Source organism: Rahnella sp. PAMC25617 (assembly GCF_050606005.1).
Lineage (GTDB): Bacteria > Pseudomonadota > Gammaproteobacteria > Enterobacterales > Enterobacteriaceae > Rahnella > Rahnella variigena.
On the sequence record NZ_JBOCUM010000013.1, the window covers coordinates 178,941 to 199,889 of the forward strand.

Consider the following 20,949-nt stretch of genomic DNA (forward strand, 5'->3'; position numbering starts at 1 on the left):
TCGGGAATGTTAAATAATCCCGCCATTCGCCTTCAGCGTCTGGCCGTTAACCCATGCGCCATCGGCACCGGCGAGGAAGGCGACGACGGAGGCAATATCTTCCGGCTGGCCGAGGCGCTCAAGCGGTGAGGTTTTGGCGATCGTTTCCACCAGTTGATCCGATTTGCCGTTGAGGAATAAATCCGTTGCCGTCGGGCCGGGCGCCACGGTGTTGACGGTTATCTGGCGTCCGCGCATTTCTTTGGTTAGCACGCGGCTCAGTGCTTCGACAGCTGCTTTGGTCGCGGCATACACGCCGTACGTCGGCTGATATAACCCAACCACGGTCGATGAGAAATTGATGATTCGCCCGCCGTCGTGCAGATGTTTCGCCGCTTCACGCAGTGTGTTAAAAGTGCCTTTCAGGTTAATGTCGATAAGGCGACCGAACGCTGCATCGTCTGTGTCGGCAATGGCGGAAAGCGTCATGATCCCCGCGTTATTCACCAGCACATCAACACCACCAAACGCCTGTTCCGCGCTGGCAAACATCCGGCTGACCGCCGCAGCGTCGCTGACATCCGCCTGCGCGCTGATGGCCTTGCCGCCTGCCTGTTCAATCTTGCTGACCACGGCGTCGGCCTCTGCCGCACCGCGGGAATAGTTCACGATCACGGTAAACCCGTCGCGCCCCAGACGTTCTGCAATCGCGGCGCCAATACCACGGGATGCGCCGGTGACCAGCGCGACTTTCTGTTTAGATGAAGTCATGAGGTGTTTCCTTTTGAGTTGTCCGGATTCGTTGCTGCTGAAGAAAGCGTAGCCGATTGACGCTGCCGGATAATTACCCGATATTCGTTATCACTATCCGGAAAAGGCGAACAATCATCATGGATAAACTCGACAGTATGCAGTTATTCACCCGCGTGGTGGAACTGCGCAGTTTTACGCAGGCCGCACAGGCGCTGAACCTGAAACGCTCGACGGTGACCGACGCGATTAAGCAGCTGGAAACGCGGCTGAACATCCGGCTTCTGCAACGCACTACCCGTCACGTCAGCCCGACACTGGACGGCGAAGCCTATTACCAGCGCTGTCTGCGTATTCTGGCGGATGTGGAAGATGCCGAAATGGCCTTTGCCGGTGCGCAGCCGAAAGGGTTATTGCGGGTGGATGTCCACGGTTCGATGGCGCGACATTTTCTGCTGCCAGGACTGCCGGACTTTCTGGCGCAGTATCCCGACATTGAGTTTTACATGAGCGAAGGCGACCGGCTGGTGGATCTGGTGCGTGAAGGGATTGATTGCGTGATCCGCGCAGGAGAGCTGAAAGACAGCGATATGGTGGCGCGCCCGCTCGGTACGCTGCCGGAAATTACCTGCGCCAGCCCGGACTATCTGCAACGTTTTGGCATACCGGAAACACCGGAAGATCTCGCCGGTCACCGGATGATTGGTTTTCGTTCCTGTGCCACCGGAGGCCTGTTGCCATTAGTGTTTCAGGACCAAGGCAAAACACGTGAAATCCTGCTGCCGACCAGTTTGTCGGTCAACGGCGCGGAAAGCATGAAAGAAGCGGCACGGCGCGGAATGGGGATTATTCAGGTGCCGCATTACGGCCTGCTGGAAGATCTCACGCAGGGAAGTCTGGTGCAGATCCTGACTAATTTTCCGGCCGGTACGTTACCGGTTTCACTGCTTTACCCGCGTAACCGCCAGCTTTCGCCACGCGTGCGGGTGTTTATCGACTGGATGGTGAAAGAATTTGCGCGGCGCGATCGGCATCTGACATGATAGTTTTTCTGCTCAGAAAGCCTGACGTCATAACGTTAACGATTGGGAGATGCCGATGACCACACCTGCTGTATTGCTGCATATCGGCAGCGAAGAAACGCAAGTTATCGTCCGTAGTGATGATAACGAAGATAAAAGTTTGCTCCTGACACTGGGCTCACAGCTGACATCCGTCGGGTATTTCCGCCATTCTCCGCCGACGCCGGATGAAATGGAAACCGCCATTATGGTGGTCGAGGACGAAGTGATCCGTATCCGGCATGACATTCCGCCGGGCGCCAAACTGTTCAGCGCAGACAACGATATCCGCGCGCTGGCCCGCATTGCCGGTGAAGCAGAAAACGAAATAATGACCTTATCCCTCGACGCCGTTGAACGCACTTTCGACCGGCTGGCGCTGGTGATTAATGGCCGTCCTGCCCATTTCGAAGGCATCCCGGAAGGTAATGATTTCGCCGCCACCCTGCTTATTTTGCGCGAATTTATGCATCATCTGCAATTTGATGAAATCGTGGTGAAAGGGACGAAGTTTGAAATACCCAGGTAAGCATTAAAGAGAAAAGAACAGCCCCGGATGGGGCTGTTAATACGTTAGCACTGGTTCAGGATTTACTTTTTCCCTGCCCGTGGGTGTCGTAATAATTGAGCACGAATTCGAGATCGAAGGTTTTCGACTGGAATGTCTGTTTAAGTTTTTCCTGTAAAGGTGCTGGTAAAGCTAAAAACCGACCTTCTGCTTTTACCACTGAGGGATTTGCGCCCGGCGAAAGGACAATCAAAGATTCGATCACTGTTTGATAATCTTGCCCGCTATATGCGCTTTCAGGAAAACTGCCCGCATAGGCAATCATACTCAGCATATATTCATATTCTTGCTGTTGAATACAGGATTTCAGCGATTCATTTTTAAAGTAAATAAGCGCAGTAGATATCGTTTCCCGATCAAAAGGCTTCAGATCTTCTGCGGTGACTTTCGGCTTTTGTTGCTCTTTTTTGTCACACAGCGTGGTTTGTCTGCCCAGGCTGTCCATCGCAGATTGCATTGCCTGCTTTAGTCTCAATTGTTCCGGCGAGATACTCTGAGTGGCAAATACGCTCAGAGGAAAAAAGAGTAAGAGTGCGGTTAATGGTAAAAGCTTCACATTCATTCCTTAAATGTTTAACGAAGGATTTCCATTATATTTCCTGCCTCTGATTTTAAATTAATAAACATCACATCCCCGATAAAAAATGCCTCTCTGAAATATTCAGAGAGGCTTATAGTTTCCGTTTATTTAATAACGTTACTGCAAAATATTAATTATTTTTCAATACCGCAGGTTCAGATTCCATCAGTACCATCCCGCTGAGATCAGGCAGGGTCTGATGATTCAGGTAATCCTGGAACGACATAAGCGGGGCATTACTTTCCCAGGCGGATTGCAGCTTGCCGAGCAGGTCAGTGGTTTTCGACGTGATTTCCGGCGTGGTGGTGTCGGATTCCAGTGCGCCTTTCACATATTTCTGAATATGTGTTGAGTTGCTGGCGGACTGAGCCACTGACGCACTCACCAGCGCCCCTTTGTGATACTGGACGGACGTCGTGCTTTCTGCCGAGTCATCAATCTGATAGTACAGGTAATTCTGCGAATTCCGGTCGCTGGTCAGGTTCAGCTGTAAACCCGGCGTCAGCGACTGATGGTAACTGGCGACCAGATGCGACTGCTGCTTCTGGGTGATATTGCGATCCTGCGTACCCGTACCGGTGATGCTGCTGGTTTGAGAAACCTGATAAGAGAACGTATCGGTTTCGTCCGGGCGCATCGGATTGGTGGTATCGACCGGCGTCTTTGAGATGGACGCCGTGAAATCCGCCAGCCCCGTCATCATGTTTTTATCGGTTTTGGTCAGCGAGAAATACACCGGCTCTGAGCCACGGGTTTTGTATGTCGTCGCCGTATCGCCGTAATTGCTGTTCAGGGCGGTAAAGGCATCTTTGAACATGGCCATCAGCGATTCATCGGCATTGCCGCGATTGCCTGCGCTGTTGATTTGCTTCAGATAACTGTTCAGCGCCTGTTTCTGCTGATTATCGGTGCCCAGCAGTGCGCGTTGACTCATGTCCACGCTGATATCTACCGTGCCAGCCACACCGGTCGATTTGACTGAGCGCGTATTCGCATCAGCATGAAAATCCAGCGTCTGGGTATTAGTGGTGCCCAGCGTGGCGTGCAAATCCACCGACGACAGCACCGAGGTATCGAATTTTGTCAGGCCGCTCAGATCCAGCTTCGGCGGCTGCGCCGTCAGGCCATCAATCGCTTTCTGAAAACCTTCTGCAAGACCGGCCAGCGCTTTGCGATCCGCATCGCTGAGCGTGCCTTTGCTGACATTCACCTGCACGCCGAGACCGTCATCATCGCTGCCCAGCGTGATATCCACCAGCGCGCCGCTGGCGGTTTTAATGCTCAGGCTTATCTGGTTATCGGCTTTGGTATGAAGCTGGGTTTGGGCGGCGACGTTGGCCGCAGAACTGGCTGACTGAGCGGAAGTCTGCTTCATCACCGACTGGGAATAACTGCTGCTGTCGGTAGTAAATCGTTCAAGCAGCGCCGCACCGAGTCCGGTAAAACGCGCCGCATTGCCGGCGTTGCTGAAATTGGATGCGAGCTTTGAAGACATCAGATCACTGGAAGAACGTTCCCAGACCAGTGCCGGTTTGGTGATGCTGTATACCGGCGACGCAGATTCCGTCTGGCCGATCATCACTGCGGTGGATTGTGTCGTTGAAGCCTGCTGCTGACTGGCTGCAGTAGTGACTGCCGTCAGTGATTTTGTTGACGTAACCAGCGTATTAAGCGCCTGATTACCTGTAGCAGAGATAACTGTCATCCTGATGAGTCCCTATGTTTTTGCGTCAAAGCGCCAGTGGATACCTTGATCCTTCTGATGCTATTTTCGGCAAAAACACAGGAAACTTTAAGGATGTGTAAAAAGTTATTTCCTGCCAGTCACCGCGCTATTCCAGCGGGCCGCCCAGAATGGTTTCACACATTCCGGAAAGAATGCGTTCACCGGTTTCAGTTTTCAAATCCTCATACCATTGTTCGGTCACGGCCATTTCTTTGCCGTGGGTGACATCGCAGCGTTTACGCGCTTTCAGTACCAGATCCTTCACGCGACATGCGCGTTTTTCCTGATAACGCAGCAGTGCATCTTCAATGCCTAATGAATTGGTTTGCAGCATGTTCGCCAGCACCACCGCATCTTCCATCGCCGCACAACCGCCCTGCCCGATATCCGGCGTGGTGCTGTGGCCGGAATCGCCGAGCAGCGCAATACGGCCTTTGACCAGTTGCATAAAGGGTTCGATATCGTGGATTTCAACGCGGTTAGTAGTTTCAGGATTGATCTGGCTGATCAGCTTCTGCACCGGTTCCGCCCAGCCCGCAAAGTAGCCCTGCAAATCCTCGCGCACGGTGGTGCGATCCTGCGGCAAACCTTTCGGCAGCGGCACATCAAAGAAGAAGTAAAAACGGTTGCCGCTCACCGGCATCAGCGAAACGCGTTTGCCTTCGCCGACAAACGTCGTCCATTGATCGGCAGGCGCGATGCTTTCGTCGATTTCCACCAGGCCGTTCCAGTTGACGTAACCGGCGTAGCGGCGCTCCGTCGCATAGCCCAGAACGTGCTGGCGGATAACAGAATGGGTGCCGTCGGCGGCAATCAGTAAATCACCGGTCGCAGACGTGCCGTCGTCAAACCAGGCGGTCACGCTGTCGGCGGATTCTTCAACATGCGTTACGCGCTTGCCAAACTGCACCTGATCGCGGCCATACGTCTCGAGCAACATCGACTGAAGTTCCGCACGCGCCACCGGATACGGCTGCTCGCCGACGCTTTGGATCAGCGGATCCATACTGAAACGCGTCATGGTCTGACCCTGCTGATATTCTTTGTAGGCCATAAAACGCATGTTGCCGCCAAGTTCGCGCAGCGCATCTTTCATACCGAGATAATTCAGGCACTTCACGCCGTTAGGCCAGATGGAGATCGCCGCGCCGACCGGTTTGATCTCTTTCACTGCCTCGTATACCGCCGTTTCGATGCCAAAACGCTTCAGCGCAATCGCCGCACACGCCCCGCCAATACCGCCACCAATCACGATCGCTTTCATATTTTTCTCCCCTGAGTCTCTTTAGGGAAAAGCAATTTCTGTACCAGAAAGACGATTTGCCGCCAAAGCCTTGTAGTCAATCTTAAGTGAAATCAACCACTGCCAAAGCGTGGACGGAATGCGCTAAAACGAGGCGCACTTTTGGAGCAAACGTGTCGCAACCAGCACGAAATGAACCAGTCTGGTGCGCACGGGCGAAGGTTGATACTCTGGGTAGTATTGATATTTTGAATACATAAAACATAAGTATTTATAAAATGAATCGCTATCCGATGTTCAGCCCGCAGCAGTTGCTTAGTTTTGTCGCCGTCTGCGAAACCGGCAGTTTTACCCGTGCTGCCGACCGCGTTTATCTCTCGCAATCCACCGTCAGCCAGCAAATCCGCCGGCTGGAAGAGGCGCTGGGTAAACCGCTGCTGGAACGCACCTCACATCAGGTTCAGCTCACCGAAGAAGGCGAACGGTTGCTGGGTTATGCGCGGCGGATTATTGCCCTGAACGGTGAAGCGCACGACGCGCTGAGTGACCAGTGGCCGGACGGCGTGGTGCGTCTTGGCGTGCCGGAAGATTTTGCCGCCGCAACCACATCGTTGCTGGCCCAGTTCAGCCGCGCCCATCCGCATATCCGCCTCGATGTGACCAGTGGCCTGAGCCACGAACTTCGCCGCGCCTGGCAGCAGGAGATGCTGGATATTATTCTGGTGAAACAGCTGACCGGCGAGAAAGCCAATGCCTCGCGCCCCGAGCCGATGCAGTGGCTCGACAGCGCCGCGTTTCCGGCGTTTGAACGGGATCCGATCCCGCTGGTGCTGTTTCCGCTCAACGGGTTATACCGCGAAGAACTGTGTCAGGCGCTGGATACTCTCGGACGCAGCTGGCGCATCAGTTACAGCAGCGCCAGCCTCGCGGCGCTGGTCGCCGCCAGTGCCGCCGGACTGGGCGTCACCTTATTGCCTGCCAGTTGCCGCCTGCCGGAACACCGGATTTTAGGCACCGAGAGCGGCTTGCCGCCGGTGGATAACGTCGAGCTGGCGCTGTTTTATCGCCCCGATGCGACGCCGGCACAAATCGCACTGGCCGGAAAACTAAAGGATTTTTGTCAGCTCAGTTAGCCATTACGTTTCCCACTGACAGGCAGTGGGAAAAATCGCAGCCGGAACCGGCGATATCTTTTAGGGTGAAAGGGAAACAGCATCCTCCCGCATCATGATTAAGGAATTCGACGTGCAAAATCCTCAGCAACAAAGCCGCAGAAACTTTCTCTCTCATAGCGCCAAAATCACCGCCACCGGCGCATTGCTCACCGCAGGAATGTCCTCCGGAATCGCATCAGCCGCGCCGTTTAAAGCGGGCGCGATGGACGAAAAATGTGACGATGTCAGCCAGATCAACGCGATTTCTGCACCGCATTACCAGCTGCGCAATGTGCGGCTGGAAGAGGGTTTTGAGCGCGAAGGCGATATCGTTGTCGCCACCCAAACCGGGCTGTACAACCTGGAAATCAATAACGGCAAAATCGTGGCGATCCAGCCAGCAAAAGACGCCCCGGCCAGTAACTTGCCTGCTTTTGATGCCAGAGGATTACTTCTGCTGCCCGCCACACGCGACATGCATATTCACCTCGACAAGACCTTCTACGGCGGCAAATGGGAAGCACCCCGCCCGCGTAAAGGCAAAACCATCATGGATATGATTGCCCGCGAACAGGTGCTGATCCCCCAACTGTTACCGACATCGGTGGAACACGCCGAAGCAATCATTGGCCTGCTGCATTCCAAAGGCACGACTGTTGCGCGCAGCCACTGCAATATCGACCCGGTCAGTGGCCTGAAAAGCCTTGAGCATCTGAAGATTGCGCTGGAAAAGCATCAGCAGGATTTCAGTTGTGAAATTGTGGCGTTCCCGCAGCACGGTTTACTGCATTCGAAAGTCGATGGCCTGATGCGCGAAGCGATGCAAATGGGCGTGCAGTACGTCGGCGGGCTGGATCCGACCAACGTGGACGGCGCGATGGAAAAATCCCTCGACGCGATGTTCCAGATTGCGCTCGATACCAACAAGGGCGTGGATATTCATCTGCATGAAACCACGCCAGCCGGGATTGCAGCGGTGAAATACATGATTCAGACGGTGGAGAAAAACCCGCAGCTGAAAGGCAAAGTGACGCTCAGCCACGGTTTCGCACTGGCGATGATGCAGGGCGCAGAACTCGACGAGGTAATCAACGGGCTTGCCGAACAGCAGTTCACCGTCGCCTCCACCATTCCGCTCGGTAAACTGAACATGCCGCTGCCGCAGCTCAGCCAGAATGGCGTATTTGTTATGACCGGCACCGACAGTGTAACCGACCACTGGTCGCCGTTCGGTACCGGCAGCATGCTGGAAAAAGCCAGCCTCTACGCCCAGCTCTACGGCAACTTCGACGAATTTGGCCTGACGCGCTCCCTCGCTATCGCCACCGGTAACGTCCTGCCGCTCGACGACAGCGGCAAACGCCAGTGGCCTGCGGTGAACGATAACGCCGAAATGATCCTGGTCGACGCCAGTTGCTCCGCCGAAGCGGTGGCGCGGGTGTCGGAGGTGAAAGCGACATTCCATCAGGGCAGATTAGTGTTCGGTGCTGTTGGGAAAGTGTGAGGTATCAGAGATCCCTGAATGCCGGATAGCAAAAAGCCCCTTTCGGGGCTTTTTGTTGTTCTGAACGTTGATGCCCGGAGGCAATTGATCAGAACGGGATATCGTCGTCGAAATCCATTGGTGGTTCGTTGTTCTGTGCTGGCGCGTTGTTTTGCGCAGCCGGACGAGCCTGCTGGCCGCCGCTGAACTGGTTGCCGCCTTGTGGCTGCTGAGGCTGACCCCAACCGCCTTGCTGGCCGCCTGCGGATGGCTGACCGCCACCTGCTGGTGCGCCGCCGCCGGCACGGCCGCCGAGCATCTGCATGGTGCCGCCCACGTTAACGACGACTTCGGTGGTGTATTTTTCAACGCCAGCCTGATCGGTCCATTTACGGGTTTGCAGTGCGCCTTCGATGTAGACCTGAGAACCTTTCTTCAGGTATTCGCCTGCGACTTCTGCTAATTTGCCGAACAACACCACACGGTGCCATTCCGTTTTTTCTTTCTGCTCGCCGGTGGCTTTGTCACGCCAGCTCTCAGACGTTGCCAGAGTGATGTTGGCAACCGCGCCGCCGTTAGGCATGTAGCGGACTTCCGGGTCTTGTCCCAGATTACCGACGAGAATAACTTTGTTTACGCCTCTGCTGGCCATGTGGATTCTCCTGATGATGTATGTCGTGGTTGAAACCACAATCCGAGGTGTGGAAGGTCACACTTTGCAGCATTATAACCATAAAACGATACCTTCGTACCATGGATGTCTGAGGATGCGGCATTCTTTCCAGATTGTTCAGCAAACATTCCATCGTTACATCGAGTACTGGATATACATTCAGGTTTTGGGGTGGCACAGATTGTGATTTGTGTCATAATTGCGCGTTACGTTCTTCTCTGTGCCCGATTCGATGGCTGGCGCGAAACAGGTTTTCACGGCGGTTACCGGCACGGTGAGCTATCAAGTTAATCCGGGAATGATGAATGGATAAGATCGAAGTTCGGGGCGCACGCACCCATAATCTCAAGAATATCAACCTGATTATCCCGCGCGACAAACTGATTGTTGTCACCGGCTTATCCGGTTCAGGCAAGTCCTCTCTGGCGTTCGATACGCTGTACGCCGAAGGCCAGCGCCGCTACGTCGAGTCGCTGTCTGCCTATGCACGCCAATTTTTATCCTTAATGGAAAAACCGGACGTCGACCATATTGAAGGTCTGTCTCCGGCGATTTCGATTGAGCAAAAATCAACGTCGCACAACCCGCGTTCAACCGTCGGGACGATCACCGAAATCCACGACTACCTGCGTCTGCTGTTTGCCCGCGTGGGTGAGCCGCGCTGCCCGGATCATAATATTCCGCTGTCAGCCCAGACCGTCAGTCAGATGGTGGATAACGTCCTCGCGCAGCCGGAAGGCCAGCGTCTGATGCTGCTGGCGACCATTGTTAAAGACCGCAAAGGCGAGCACACCAAGACGCTGGAAAACCTGGCGTCGCAGGGCTATATCCGTGCGCGTATCGACGGCGAAGTGTGTGATCTGTCCGATCCGCCGAAATTAGAATTGCAGAAAAAGCACACCATTGAGGTGGTCGTTGACCGCTTTAAAGTGCGTGATGATCTGGCGCAGCGTCTGGCGGAATCGTTTGAAACCGCGCTCGAACTTTCCGGCGGTACCGCCGTGGTCGCCGATATGGATGACCCGAAAGCCGATGAGATGCTGTTCTCTGCCAACTTCGCCTGTCCGGTGTGCGGCTACAGTATGCGCGAACTGGAACCGCGTATGTTCTCGTTCAATAACCCGGCCGGTGCCTGTCCGACCTGTGACGGGCTGGGCGTGCAGCAGTTCTTCGACCCTGAACGCGTGGTGCAAAACCCTGAGCTTTCACTGGCAGGTGGCGCAATTCGTGGCTGGGATCGCCGTAACTTCTATTACTTCCAGATGCTGCGCTCTCTTGGCGAGCATTATGATTTCGACGTGGAAGCACCGTTTAACGAACTGAGCAGCGACGTAAAACACGCGATCCTGCACGGCTCCGGCAAAACTACGATTGAATTCAAATACATCAACGATCGCGGTGATACGTCTATCCGCCGCCATCCGTTTGAAGGTGTACTGCACAATATGGAACGCCGTTATAAAGAAACGGAATCCAGCGCGGTACGTGAAGAACTGTCGAAATACATCAGCAACCGTCCGTGTACATCCTGCCGTGGCACACGCCTGCGTGAAGAAGCACGTAACGTGTTCGTGGAAGAAACGACGTTGCCGGAAATCTCTGATTTCAGCATCGGTCATGCGATGGATTTCTTCCGCAATATGAAACTCAGCGGCCAGCGCGCCAAGATTGCTGAGAAAGTGCTGAAAGAGATTGGCGATCGCCTGAAATTCCTGGTGAACGTTGGTCTGAACTATCTCTCGCTGTCCCGTTCTGCGGAAACGCTGTCCGGCGGCGAAGCCCAGCGTATCCGTCTGGCGAGCCAGATTGGTGCCGGTCTGGTGGGCGTCATGTACGTGCTGGATGAGCCCTCTATCGGCCTGCATCAGCGCGACAACGAACGTCTGCTGGAAACCCTGATCCACCTTCGCGATCTGGGTAATACCGTCATTGTGGTCGAGCACGACGAAGACGCGATCCGCGCCGCTGACCATATTATTGATATCGGTCCGGGTGCGGGCGTTCACGGTGGCGAAGTGGTGGCAGAAGGCACCGCTGAAGACATTATGGCGACCGAGAATTCACTGACCGGCCAGTTCCTGAGCGGCAAACGTGAAATCTCTGTACCAGCACAACGCGTTCCGGCGGATGCCACCAAAGTGCTGAAACTGTCCGGCGCCAAAGGCAACAACCTGAAAGACGTCACGCTGACGCTGCCGGTAGGCCTGTTTACCTGTATCACAGGCGTGTCCGGCTCGGGTAAATCGACGCTGATTAACGACACATTGTTCCCGCTGGCACAGCGCGAACTGAATGGCGCAACAATTGCCGAAGCCGCACCGTATCGCGAAATCGAAGGTCTGGGGCATTTCGATAAAGTCATCGACATCGATCAGAGCCCGATTGGTCGTACGCCGCGTTCTAACCCGGCAACCTACACCGGCATTTTCACGCCGGTTCGCGAACTGTTTGCCGGTGTACCGGAATCCCGTTCACGCGGTTATACGCCGGGACGTTTCAGTTTCAACGTCAAAGGCGGACGCTGCGAAGCCTGTCAGGGCGACGGCGTGATCAAAGTCGAAATGCACTTCCTGCCGGATATTTATGTGCCGTGCGATCAGTGCAAAGGTAAACGCTATAACCGCGAAACGCTGGAAATTAAATACAAAGGCAAGAGCATCCACGAAGTGCTGGAGATGACCATTGAAGAAGCGCGTGATTTCTTCGATGCCGTCCCTGCCCTTGCGCGTAAATTGCAGACGCTGATCGACGTCGGTCTGACCTACATCAGCCTCGGCCAGTCAGCAACCACGCTGTCCGGTGGTGAAGCGCAGCGCGTGAAACTGGCGCGTGAGCTGTCCAAACGCGGCACCGGTCAGACGTTGTATATTCTCGACGAACCGACCACGGGCCTGCACTTTGCCGACATTCAGCAACTGCTGGAAGTACTGCATCAGCTGCGCGATCAGGGCAACACCATCGTGGTGATTGAACACAATCTGGACGTGATTAAAACGGCGGACTGGATTGTCGATCTCGGGCCGGAAGGCGGTGCGGGCGGCGGACAGATTCTGGTCGCCGGTACGCCGGAAACCGTCGCGGAATGCAAAGAATCGCATACCGCGCGCTTCCTGAAACCGTTGCTGGAACGCCACAGCCAGCAGGCGAAGAAAAGCGCTTAATGTCATGAATTAGCAGATATAATGCGTCGAATTTATTTTTAAAGTTAAAGGGTAGCGTTATGGAAATTAAAAACATTCGTCTGATTAACGTTGGTCGTTTTGAAGATTTGGAAATAGCGCTATCACCGACTGAAAATTGCCCTGGCAATACGACCGTTTTTGTTGGTAACAATGGGGCAGGGAAAACCTCATTACTTAAATCGATAGCAACATCGTTGAGCTGGTTTGTATCACGCATTCGTTCGGAAAAGGGTAATGGAAGCCCTGTTCCGGAAGATGTCATCCTTAATGGACAAAATTCGGCATCCATTGAACTCGAAGTCCTCGACGCTCACGTTGGAAAATCTTTTACATGGGCGATAGCAAAAACCCGTGCAGGGCGAAAAGCTGTATTTCAGACACATTTGAGTTCTTTGTCCGCATTAACTGATATCTACAGGACCAGGCTTTCAGATAATCACAAAACTGCACTGCCACTGATTGCTTTCTACCCTGTCGAACGGGCAGTGTTAGATATCCCACTTAAAATAAGAGAAAAACATTCTTTTACTCAGCTTGATGGATACGACAATTCATTGAGTCAGGGTGTAGATTTCAGACGATTCTTTGAGTGGTTTCGCGAACGCGAAGATTCTGAAAATGAGCAGGGGTTTACTGAAGAATCTGTTGAAGCAATGGTCAAAATTCTTGGTGGTGATCATGAATCTATCGTGAAAATTAACGAACTTCGTGATGCAGCCAAAGACAAGCAATTATCGGCTGTACGTATTGCAATCCATCACTTCATGCCAGGTTTTACAAATATGCGGGTAAGGCGTAAGCCCCGGCTGCATATGACCATTGATAAACAGGGCGAGACATTAAGCGTTTCACAACTGTCACAGGGAGAGAAGTCCCTGATGGCGTTGGTTGGCGATATTGCACGACGCCTTGCGATAATGAATCCTGATTCAAACAATCCGTTATCGGGTGATGGAATTATTTTAATTGATGAAGTGGATATGCACCTTCATCCGCAATGGCAACGCAGCTTAATTGAGCGCTTAACTTCAACGTTTCCAAATTGTCAGTTCATCTTATCAACGCACTCCCCTTTGGTAATCAGCGATTATAAAGATGTATTGGTTTACTCCTTAGAGAATGGCCAAAGCAAAGAAGTCTCAACCCAATATGGACAGGATGCCAACTCCGTTCTTTTAGATGTCATGGACACTGATATCCGCAATAGTCGTATCAACATCCGTTTGAACGACCTGTTAGATGCGATTAATGACAAAAAAATCGACGCGGCCCGATCTATTATCAACGAACTTGAGACCATACTCCCTGCGTCAAATATAGAATTAATCAGGGCAAGATTGTTGCTGCGTAAACAGGAGTTACGCCGTGAGGAAAGTTGATAAAGGAAATGAGCCACCCAGTCTCACCGACTGGAAAGTCGCAAATCCTGCCGGCAATTACACCGGCCTGACAAATAGTGAAAGAGTCGATATTCGTTTTTTCTGTTTGCGTGAACAGTTTTATATTTGTGCGTATTGCTGCCAGGCAATTACTGGCCAGAATGAAGACTGCATGAATGAGCACGTTGAGGCTCGAATGCTAGCTCCTCATCGCAGTCTGGATTACACAAATATCGTAGCCAGCTGTACGGGGCTCAATCAATGTGACAAATCACATGGCTCTCAGTCACTACCACTTACTCCTTTTATGAACGAGTGTGAAACTGAGTTTCGTTTTAAAATCAGTGGAAGAATAGAAGGCTTAAGCGCCCGTGCTCAAGAAACAATCCGCGTTCTTAACCTAGGCGATACCGAACAGAATAATCGCAGCCTGATTGAAAAGCGAAAACAGTTAGTCAGTGCATTGATGCTGAAAAATGGTCTCGATGCGGAGGAAGGACTGGAGGACGATGATCTTTTGCAAGCCGTTATAGAAGATATCTCAACACCCATGGACGATCATCTTGAGGCATTCTCACCAGTAATGGTTAATATTTTAAAACAATGGATTACAGCCTGAATACCTCATTCATCTGGTTCTGATGAGTATAAACAACGCCACTTTCGTGACGTTGTTTATCTTTTACTTAAATATCTTCTGCACAAACTCCGCGTAGGCCGGACGCCAGACATCCATTTCATGGCCAAGATTCGGGTATTCGTGATAATCGAACTTAATCTTTTTCTCTTCCAGTTCAGTCTTCAGTCCGGCGATGTCCTTGCCCGTCACCACATCTTTTTCCCCCACCACTAACGTGAAGTTTTTCAGCTGTGCGTTGATTTTCTCCGGTTCGGCGAAGCGTTTTTCGACGTCAGCATTCGGGACTGTCGTGGTGCTGACGCCGCTAAAGGTCGCCAGCCAGCCGAACTGGTCGAGATGCGTCATGCCGCTGACCAGCGTCTGATAACCGCCTTGTGAAAGCCCCGCGAGTGCGCATCCGGCGGCATCATCGCGTACGCGGAAGGTTTTGGAAATCAGCGGGATAATGTCGCCGGTCAGTTCTTTATCGGCCGCCGCCGCATTTCGGGGATAGAATTCCTTGCGGCGATCTTTGGTGACGTAATCTTCCGGCACCACGCCTTTGGCGTCGGTTTCAGTATCCGGAATGACCACTAACATCGGCGCGATTTTTTTCTCCGCCAGCAGGTTATCCATGATTTGCGGAATGCGTCCCTGATCCAGCGCCGAGCGGCCGGTGTCACCAAAGCCGTGGTAGAAATACAGTACCGGCAACGGCTTTGACGCATCGCTGTAACCCGGCGGCGTCCATACCGCAACCTGACGCTCAGAATTCAGCGCAGCGGAATGATAGGTCAGCGTGCGGACTTCGCCGTGCGGAACGCTTTTCACATCCAGAATACTGCCCGGCACCAGGATCAGGCTGGTGTTCACCTGACGCTGCGGCTTAGGCATCGCACTGCCCGGGTCGGCAATCCGCAAACCATCGACATTGAAGAAATATTCATACAGATCAGGTTTTTGTGCATCCGACGTCCAGCTCCAGACGCCTTTATCGTCCTTGGTCATCTGATGCGGAATGTATGTCACCGGTGTCGCGCCGGTTACCACGTCAACGTGTTCAGCAGCCGGTGCATACAGGCGGTAAGTGATGGTTAAATCAGGATTTACTGCCGTAATGTAATTTTTCGCAGGCACCGACGCATCAGGATCCTGTGGCAAACTTTGCGCGGAGACAGTCAGGGAGATCGGCGCGCTGAGCGCCAGTATCAAAAGCGTGGCAAGATTCAGCCGGTTACGGGTCATCATCCTTTCCTTCTGGGTTGGCGTGAGCAACGGACAACCTGTCCTGAAGTAACTCACTGTTTTTGCACAACTCTCAGAGTAGGTTATTTTTACCGCATACAAGCGTGATCGGCGTCACTGTTCAGAAGATGCGTCCAGCGCATGAAGTTGCGGAAGTGCGCTCAGCCGCTGACAGGCGAAATCCCAGAATGTACGGACCTTGCGCGGCATCTGCTGCACCTGTTGCGCCACCAGTTGTACCGGCAACGGCAGTGGTTCGAATTCCGCCAGAAGCCGCACCATGCGGCCGGCCTGCACATCGTCGCTCACCTGATACGATAACAAACGCGCAATCCCCTGCCCGCTGCGCACCGCCAGCAGCTGTGATTCCACGTCGTTTGAGAGCAGACGCGGTGACAGCCGGACACGCAAATCATCCTCATGCGGTCCGAAACGCCATTCGCGGATTTGCGTACGCAGCGTGCCCATCACCGTCTGGTGCGCGGCCAGCTCCGAAGGATGTTGCGGTTCGCCATGCCGCGCCAGATAAGCCGGGCTGGCGACCAGTACGCGGGTCACTTGGGCGACCTTACGCGCCACTTTGCCTGAATCTTCCTGATGCCCGATACGCACCGCCAGATCCAATCCTTCGTCGATCAGATCCAGATTGCGGTCGTTAAGCATCATTTCGATCTGCATATCAGGATGTTGCGCCAGAAATTCCATCACCAGCGGCGCGACATGTTTACGCCCGAACTGCACCGGCGCGGTGATACGCAACAGACCGCTGAGCTGAGTTTCTGCGGTGTCTTCCACTGCGTCCTGATACTGGCTGAGCAGCAGGCGGGCCTTTTCCGCCAGCCGTGCGCCCGCTTCTGTCGGTGCCAGACTGCGCGTGGTGCGCTCGACCAGCCTTGCGCCGAAACGGTGCTCCAGTGAGGCAATGGCGCGGGTGATCGCGGGTGGCGACCGGTGAAGTTTACGGGCGGCTTCCGCCAGGCTGCCATACTGAAGTACGGCGACAAAAATCGCCATTTCATCCAAACGATCCATAGATTCTTCCACAAAGTGAAACACTCAATTTCAATCTTCGTGGATCCCAATCGTTTAGCGCAAGAGTAATGTTGTGTTCAGACACTTTAAGGAGACAGTCCATGCCCGCCATCAAACTTTACAGCACGCCGCTTTCCGGCCACTGCCACCGCGTGACCCTGTTGCTGAACATGCTCAACCTGCCGTTTGAGGCCACTGAAGCTGGTGCCGGCGTGCGCCAGACGGAGGATTTTGCGCGGCTGAATCCGCTGCGTCAGATCCCCGTTCTGATCGACGGCGGGCACGTGCTCACCGACAGCAATGCGATCCTGGTGTATCTGGTCAAACGCTACGCGCCGGACAGCCACTGGTTGCCGGAAGATCCGCTGAAGGCCGCTGAGGTGCAGAAATGGTTATCCCGCGCCGCCGGTGAAGTGCGTTTCGGTCCGGCCTCTGCGCGTATGGTGAAACAATTTTCTGCGCCGGAAGTGTACGAAAGCGCACTGCAGATTTCGGCGAAATTTCTGCCGCAGCTGGAACAACATCTGGAAAACCATGAGTTTCTGGCGACGGAACGCGCCACCATTGCCGATCTGGCCTGTTACAGCTATGTGGCGACTGCACCGGAAGGCGGCGTTTCACTGACGGGTTATCCGGCCATTCAGCGCTGGCTGGCACGGATTGAAAGTCTGCCCGGCTTTACGCCGCTTCCGGCATTACCGTTGCCAGAAATTGCGGGATAAAGACGATGAAGAACCCTTTCCATGCAGACGAAATCCTGGCTCAGGACATGGCAGGGTTTGACGTCGAAGCACACGGCATCCGTGAAGCGATGCCGGAACAGCACCGGCTGTTTTTCGCCGCGCTGCCTTATTTGTTTATCTCAACGCTGGATGAAAACGGCTGGCCGGTGGCGACATTGCTGACCGGACCAGCCGGGTTTATCCGCACACCGGATGACACGCATTTACGGATTAACGCGCCAAGACGGACGGATGATCCGGCGCTGACGGCCTTACAGCCGGGAAAACAGATCGGCGGACTGGGGATCGATTTTTCCAACCGGCGGCGTAATCGCGTGAATGGCAGGATCGGGCGCATCGATAAAAATCGGATCGAGATCGTGGTCGATCAAAGTTTTGGCAATTGTCCGCAGTATATCCAGATCCGCAAACTGACGGATGTGCCAGTCAGTTTGCCATTGCCCGCAAGAGAGGACATGACGGAGCCGGATGCGGATGCGCGTGCGCTGATTGGGCGTTCGGACACTTTTTTCATCGCCAGTCACGCGCACGGCGGCGCGGATGTGTCACATCGCGGTGGTCAGCCGGGATTCGCACATCTGGTGGGAAACCGTTTGTGGGTGCCGGATTATCGCGGCAACCGCTATATGAATACGCTGGGAAATTTACTGGCAGAGCCGCGTGCAGCGTTGCTGTTTATGGATTTCGATAACGGAGATATTTTGCATCTGCAGGGACATACGCAGATCCACTGGCAGCCGGAAGTATTTCCCGGCCCGCAAGGCGCGGAACGCTACTGGAGTCTGGACATCACCCGCGTGTGGCGCTTTCGTGCCGCGTTACCGTGGCGTGCAGCATCAGCCGATTTCTCCCCCGCGACCCTGAAAACCGGCCACTGGTCGGGCGATCAGTTGCCTATTTCCTGACGAAGATGCTCCTCTAAACCGGAAACGACCGTCTGGTAAGAACTGTCGATCAGGGAATAAAATTGAGAATCCGGCAAAGTTCCATCCAGAACCACGGTATTCCAGTGCGCTTTGTTGAGATTCTTACCCGGAAGAATACAGGTATGTTCGGCGCGTAACTTGCCGGCCATGCCGGTGCTGGTTTTCAGCGAAACCGCTTCATGTCCCTGACAATCGCAGAACATGGCGAACATCACGCCGCCCACTTTTATCTGATTCGCGCCGTGCTGATTTTGGGTACTTTGTTCTGCTCCGGGTTTCCCCATGCAATAGTCGAGCAATTCCGCACTGGTCATTTTGGCCTTTCTCCTTGTCTGATGTTGACGACCCCGCGAACCGGAATCGTCTATTTAGTGTGCAGCAACATCGCAAAAAAGAAAGGTAGCAGATCGCAAATACGGAAAAGGCCGACATTTCTGTCAGCCTTAATGAACGCAACCAACGCATCCGTAGCCCGAAGTATGACGGGGATTTACTGGACGGCGGCGAAAGCTTCAGCCACCTGCTTCACATTGTGGTGATTTAAACCCGCCATGCAGACACGACCGCTGAGGATCAGATACACGCCGAACTCTTCACGCAGACGCACGACCTGCGCTTCGCTGAATCCGGTGTAGCTGAACATCCCGCGCTGTTGCAGCAGGTAGTCAAAATTACGGCCCGGCAACGCGGTTTTCAGGCTGTCGACCAGCGTGTGGCGCATTTCGAGAATACGGGTACGCATTTTCTCGACTTCGGCTTTCCATTGCGCGTTCAGGGCGCTGTCACTCAGGACTTTCGCCACCACTTTCGCACCGAAATTCGGCGGGCTGGAGTAGTTACGACGCACGGTCGCTTTCAGCTGACCCAGGACGCGGCCTGCGGCTTCGCTGTCTTCACAGACCACGGACAATCCGCCGACGCGTTCGCCGTACAGGGAGAAAATTTTCGAGAAGGAGTTGCTGACGAAGCAGTTCACGCCTGCCGCCGCCATCGCGCGGATGGCGTAAGCGTCGTCATCAATGCCTGCGCCAAAGCCCTGATAAGCGATATCCAGGAACGGGATCAGCTCGCGCTGTTTGGTGACTTCAATCACCTGATCCCACTGCGCTGGCGTCAGGTCAGAACCCGTCGGGTTATGACAGCAAGGGTGCAGCAATACAATGCTTTGCGCCGGTAAGGTTTTCAGGCGTTCGATCATCGCGGTGAAATTCACACCCAGCGTTTCTGCATCAAAGTACGGATAAGTATGTACTTTGAAGCCTGCGCCGCCAAAGATAGCCACGTGGTTTTCCCAGGTCGGATCACTGACGTAAACGTCTGAATTCGGGAAATAAAACTTGAGGAAATCAGCACCCACTTTCAGCGCGCCGGAACCGCCGACGGTCTGAATGGTTGCGATACGCTGTTGTTTCAGCGCCGGATGATCGGCACCAAACAGCAATTCCTGAATGCCTGCGCGGTATGCCGGCAGACCTTCCATCGGCAGATACACTGATGCAGCCTGTGGCCCCGCGTTCAGCTGGTTCTCTGCATTTTCAACCGCAGCCAGTTGCGGAATAATACCCTGCTCGTCGTAATAAAGACCGATGCTCAGGTTTACCTTATCTTGTCTCGGATCGGTCTTGAAACTTTCCATCAGCGACAAAATCGGGTCACCGGCATAGGCATCGACATGTTGGAACACGGTATACATCTCCTTGGTTTGGTTGAGTGGCGCGGCGATCCGTCCCGGTTTTCGGGCGGATCACGACTGTTTCACAGACTATCAAAGTTCGTTAAAAAAGATGACAACTATGTTGTCATTTGTCGGGCGTTTTTTGTGCGGTGATTTCTTCAGACGCTGTAACGCCCCGGACGATGATTCATCGCGATAATCAGATTCACAATCACTGCGCCCAGCACCGAGGCAATCAGCATTTCGTAACTGACGACAAACAGCGACGCCAGCACGATGCAGCAGTCCACGCCCATTTGCAGTTTGCCGGCGCGGATGCCGTATTTGTCCTGCAGAAACAGCGCCAGAATGTTCACGCCGCCGAGGCTGGCTTTATGGCGGAACAGCACAATGAAGCCGATGCCCATAATTACATTGGCAAATAACGTGGCGTAGAACGGCTGAAGATGATCGAAATGCACAAACAGCGGATGAAGGTCGGAGAAGACGGAAACCAGCGCAACGGCGGCGAAGGTTTTCAGCGTGAACTGCAAGCCCATGCGGCGGAAAGACAGGTAATAGAAAGGTAAGTTGATGATAAAGAAAGCGGTGCCGAACGAAATTTGTGTCACGTAATGCGCCAGAAATGCCATTCCCGCGGTGCCACCGGTCAGTGCGCCAACCTGCCGTAACATCACCACGCCAAAAGAAACCATCAGCGTACCGATAATGATCGCCAGCGCATCTTCCACCAGCGTATGCCCGATGCGCGGCTGCTCAACCGGCTGTTTGATGTCGTCAACACTTGCCATAATTCCCTGTACCCCAAAATAATAAGACTAAAGACTGATTTTGAGATAATTAATGAGATGAGGAATTAAGGCAATATTCACGCACGGAATTTGCATTAAAAATCGAAAATAAGATTTTATGACGCGTTAATCATTCTTTA

19 protein-coding genes are annotated in these 20,949 nt (G+C 53.6%); 9 read left to right on the forward strand and 10 right to left on the reverse strand.

Annotation, left to right across the window (positions count from 1 at the left end; translation table 11 throughout):
• Nucleotides 1–9: 9 nt before the first annotated feature.
• Entirely contained in the window at nt 10–750 is a 741-nt protein-coding gene (locus ACM615_RS17030; protein ID WP_431012218.1) for an SDR family oxidoreductase, read from the reverse strand.
• A 119-nt stretch (nt 751–869) separates the two neighbouring features.
• Here ACM615_RS17030 and ACM615_RS17035 point away from each other — a divergent pair, with 119 nt between their 5' ends.
• Nucleotides 870–1,772, forward strand: coding sequence for a LysR family transcriptional regulator (locus ACM615_RS17035; protein WP_431012219.1), 903 nt, complete (start codon nt 870–872; stop codon nt 1,770–1,772).
• A 55-nt stretch (nt 1,773–1,827) separates the two neighbouring features.
• Nucleotides 1,828–2,319 carry a hypothetical protein gene (locus ACM615_RS17040; RefSeq protein WP_431012220.1) on the forward strand — a complete coding sequence of 164 codons (492 nt, stop codon included), beginning with the start codon at nt 1,828–1,830 and terminating at the stop codon, nt 2,317–2,319.
• A gap of 55 nt (nt 2,320–2,374) precedes the next feature.
• Here the strand turns inward: ACM615_RS17040 and ACM615_RS17045 are convergent, their stop codons facing one another.
• The 3 genes from ACM615_RS17045 to hpxO all read right to left on the reverse strand — a co-directional run bounded on the left by ACM615_RS17045 (nt 2,375) and on the right by hpxO (nt 5,928).
• Complete coding sequence (locus ACM615_RS17045; protein ID WP_431012221.1) at nt 2,375–2,914, reverse strand: hypothetical protein; 540 nt, start codon at nt 2,912–2,914, stop codon at nt 2,375–2,377.
• A 154-nt stretch (nt 2,915–3,068) separates the two neighbouring features.
• Nucleotides 3,069–4,643, reverse strand: coding sequence for a hypothetical protein (locus ACM615_RS17050; protein WP_431012222.1), 1,575 nt, complete (start codon nt 4,641–4,643; stop codon nt 3,069–3,071).
• Between the two features lie 127 nt (nt 4,644–4,770).
• Nucleotides 4,771–5,928 carry an FAD-dependent urate hydroxylase HpxO gene (gene hpxO, locus ACM615_RS17055; RefSeq protein WP_132966258.1) on the reverse strand — a complete coding sequence of 386 codons (1,158 nt, stop codon included), beginning with the start codon at nt 5,926–5,928 and terminating at the stop codon, nt 4,771–4,773.
• Nucleotides 5,929–6,185: 257 nt separating this feature from the next.
• Between hpxO and ACM615_RS17060 the strand changes: the two genes are divergently transcribed.
• Together ACM615_RS17060 and ACM615_RS17065 are read left to right on the forward strand one after the other, a co-directional pair.
• Nucleotides 6,186–7,040, forward strand: a complete 855-nt coding sequence (locus ACM615_RS17060; protein WP_159282285.1) for a LysR family transcriptional regulator — start codon at nt 6,186–6,188, stop codon at nt 7,038–7,040.
• Between the two features lie 94 nt (nt 7,041–7,134).
• Nucleotides 7,135–8,565: an amidohydrolase family protein gene (locus tag ACM615_RS17065; protein WP_431012223.1), complete on the forward strand. Its 1,431-nt coding sequence runs from the start codon at nt 7,135–7,137 to the stop codon at nt 8,563–8,565.
• 88 nt (nt 8,566–8,653) lie between these two features.
• Here ACM615_RS17065 and ACM615_RS17070 read toward each other — a convergent pair whose 3' ends face one another.
• Nucleotides 8,654–9,196 (reverse strand): single-stranded DNA-binding protein, encoded by a 543-nt coding sequence (locus tag ACM615_RS17070; protein ID WP_095924349.1) that lies wholly within the window; start codon nt 9,194–9,196, stop codon nt 8,654–8,656.
• Nucleotides 9,197–9,522: 326 nt separating this feature from the next.
• On the opposite strand from ACM615_RS17070, the gene uvrA reads away from it, so the two are divergent.
• The 3 genes from uvrA to ACM615_RS17085 are packed head-to-tail and all read left to right on the forward strand — an operon-like array spanning nt 9,523 to nt 14,397.
• Nucleotides 9,523–12,378 carry an excinuclease ABC subunit UvrA gene (uvrA, locus tag ACM615_RS17075; protein WP_113876684.1) on the forward strand — a complete coding sequence of 952 codons (2,856 nt, stop codon included), beginning with the start codon at nt 9,523–9,525 and terminating at the stop codon, nt 12,376–12,378.
• A gap of 59 nt (nt 12,379–12,437) precedes the next feature.
• The gene (locus ACM615_RS17080) at nt 12,438–13,778 is read left to right on the forward strand and encodes an AAA family ATPase (RefSeq protein ID WP_132966250.1); all 1,341 of its coding nucleotides are present in this window, start codon (nt 12,438–12,440) and stop codon (nt 13,776–13,778) included.
• Entirely contained in the window at nt 13,765–14,397 is a 633-nt protein-coding gene (locus tag ACM615_RS17085) for a TIGR02646 family protein (RefSeq protein WP_431012224.1), read from the forward strand. The genes ACM615_RS17080 and ACM615_RS17085 overlap by 14 nt, the downstream gene beginning before the upstream one ends.
• Before the next feature lie 63 nt (nt 14,398–14,460).
• On the opposite strand, the gene ACM615_RS17090 is transcribed toward ACM615_RS17085, so the two are convergent.
• On the reverse strand, nt 14,461–15,642 hold the full coding sequence (locus tag ACM615_RS17090) for an alpha/beta hydrolase-fold protein (RefSeq protein WP_431012234.1): 1,182 nt from the start codon (nt 15,640–15,642) through the stop codon (nt 14,461–14,463).
• 114 nt (nt 15,643–15,756) lie between these two features.
• Nucleotides 15,757–16,674 (reverse strand): LysR family transcriptional regulator, encoded by a 918-nt coding sequence (locus ACM615_RS17095; protein ID WP_129638043.1) that lies wholly within the window; start codon nt 16,672–16,674, stop codon nt 15,757–15,759.
• A 101-nt stretch (nt 16,675–16,775) separates the two neighbouring features.
• Here ACM615_RS17095 and ACM615_RS17100 point away from each other — a divergent pair, with 101 nt between their 5' ends.
• Together ACM615_RS17100 and ACM615_RS17105 are read left to right on the forward strand one after the other, a co-directional pair.
• The gene (locus ACM615_RS17100) at nt 16,776–17,396 is read left to right on the forward strand and encodes a glutathione S-transferase family protein (RefSeq protein WP_129638042.1); all 621 of its coding nucleotides are present in this window, start codon (nt 16,776–16,778) and stop codon (nt 17,394–17,396) included.
• A gap of 5 nt (nt 17,397–17,401) precedes the next feature.
• Nucleotides 17,402–18,322 carry a pyridoxamine 5'-phosphate oxidase family protein gene (locus ACM615_RS17105; RefSeq protein WP_129638041.1) on the forward strand — a complete coding sequence of 307 codons (921 nt, stop codon included), beginning with the start codon at nt 17,402–17,404 and terminating at the stop codon, nt 18,320–18,322.
• Here ACM615_RS17105 and ACM615_RS17110 read toward each other — a convergent pair.
• The 3 genes from ACM615_RS17110 to ACM615_RS17120 all read right to left on the reverse strand — a co-directional run bounded on the left by ACM615_RS17110 (nt 18,304) and on the right by ACM615_RS17120 (nt 20,809).
• Nucleotides 18,304–18,657 carry an MmcQ/YjbR family DNA-binding protein gene (locus ACM615_RS17110; protein WP_113876679.1) on the reverse strand — a complete coding sequence of 118 codons (354 nt, stop codon included), beginning with the start codon at nt 18,655–18,657 and terminating at the stop codon, nt 18,304–18,306. The genes ACM615_RS17105 and ACM615_RS17110 overlap by 19 nt on opposite strands.
• Before the next feature lie 176 nt (nt 18,658–18,833).
• Nucleotides 18,834–20,027 carry an aromatic amino acid transaminase gene (locus tag ACM615_RS17115; protein ID WP_113876790.1) on the reverse strand — a complete coding sequence of 398 codons (1,194 nt, stop codon included), beginning with the start codon at nt 20,025–20,027 and terminating at the stop codon, nt 18,834–18,836.
• Between the two features lie 149 nt (nt 20,028–20,176).
• Nucleotides 20,177–20,809, reverse strand: a complete 633-nt coding sequence (locus tag ACM615_RS17120) for a YitT family protein (RefSeq protein ID WP_112287068.1) — start codon at nt 20,807–20,809, stop codon at nt 20,177–20,179.
• Nucleotides 20,810–20,949: the final 140 nt, after the last annotated feature.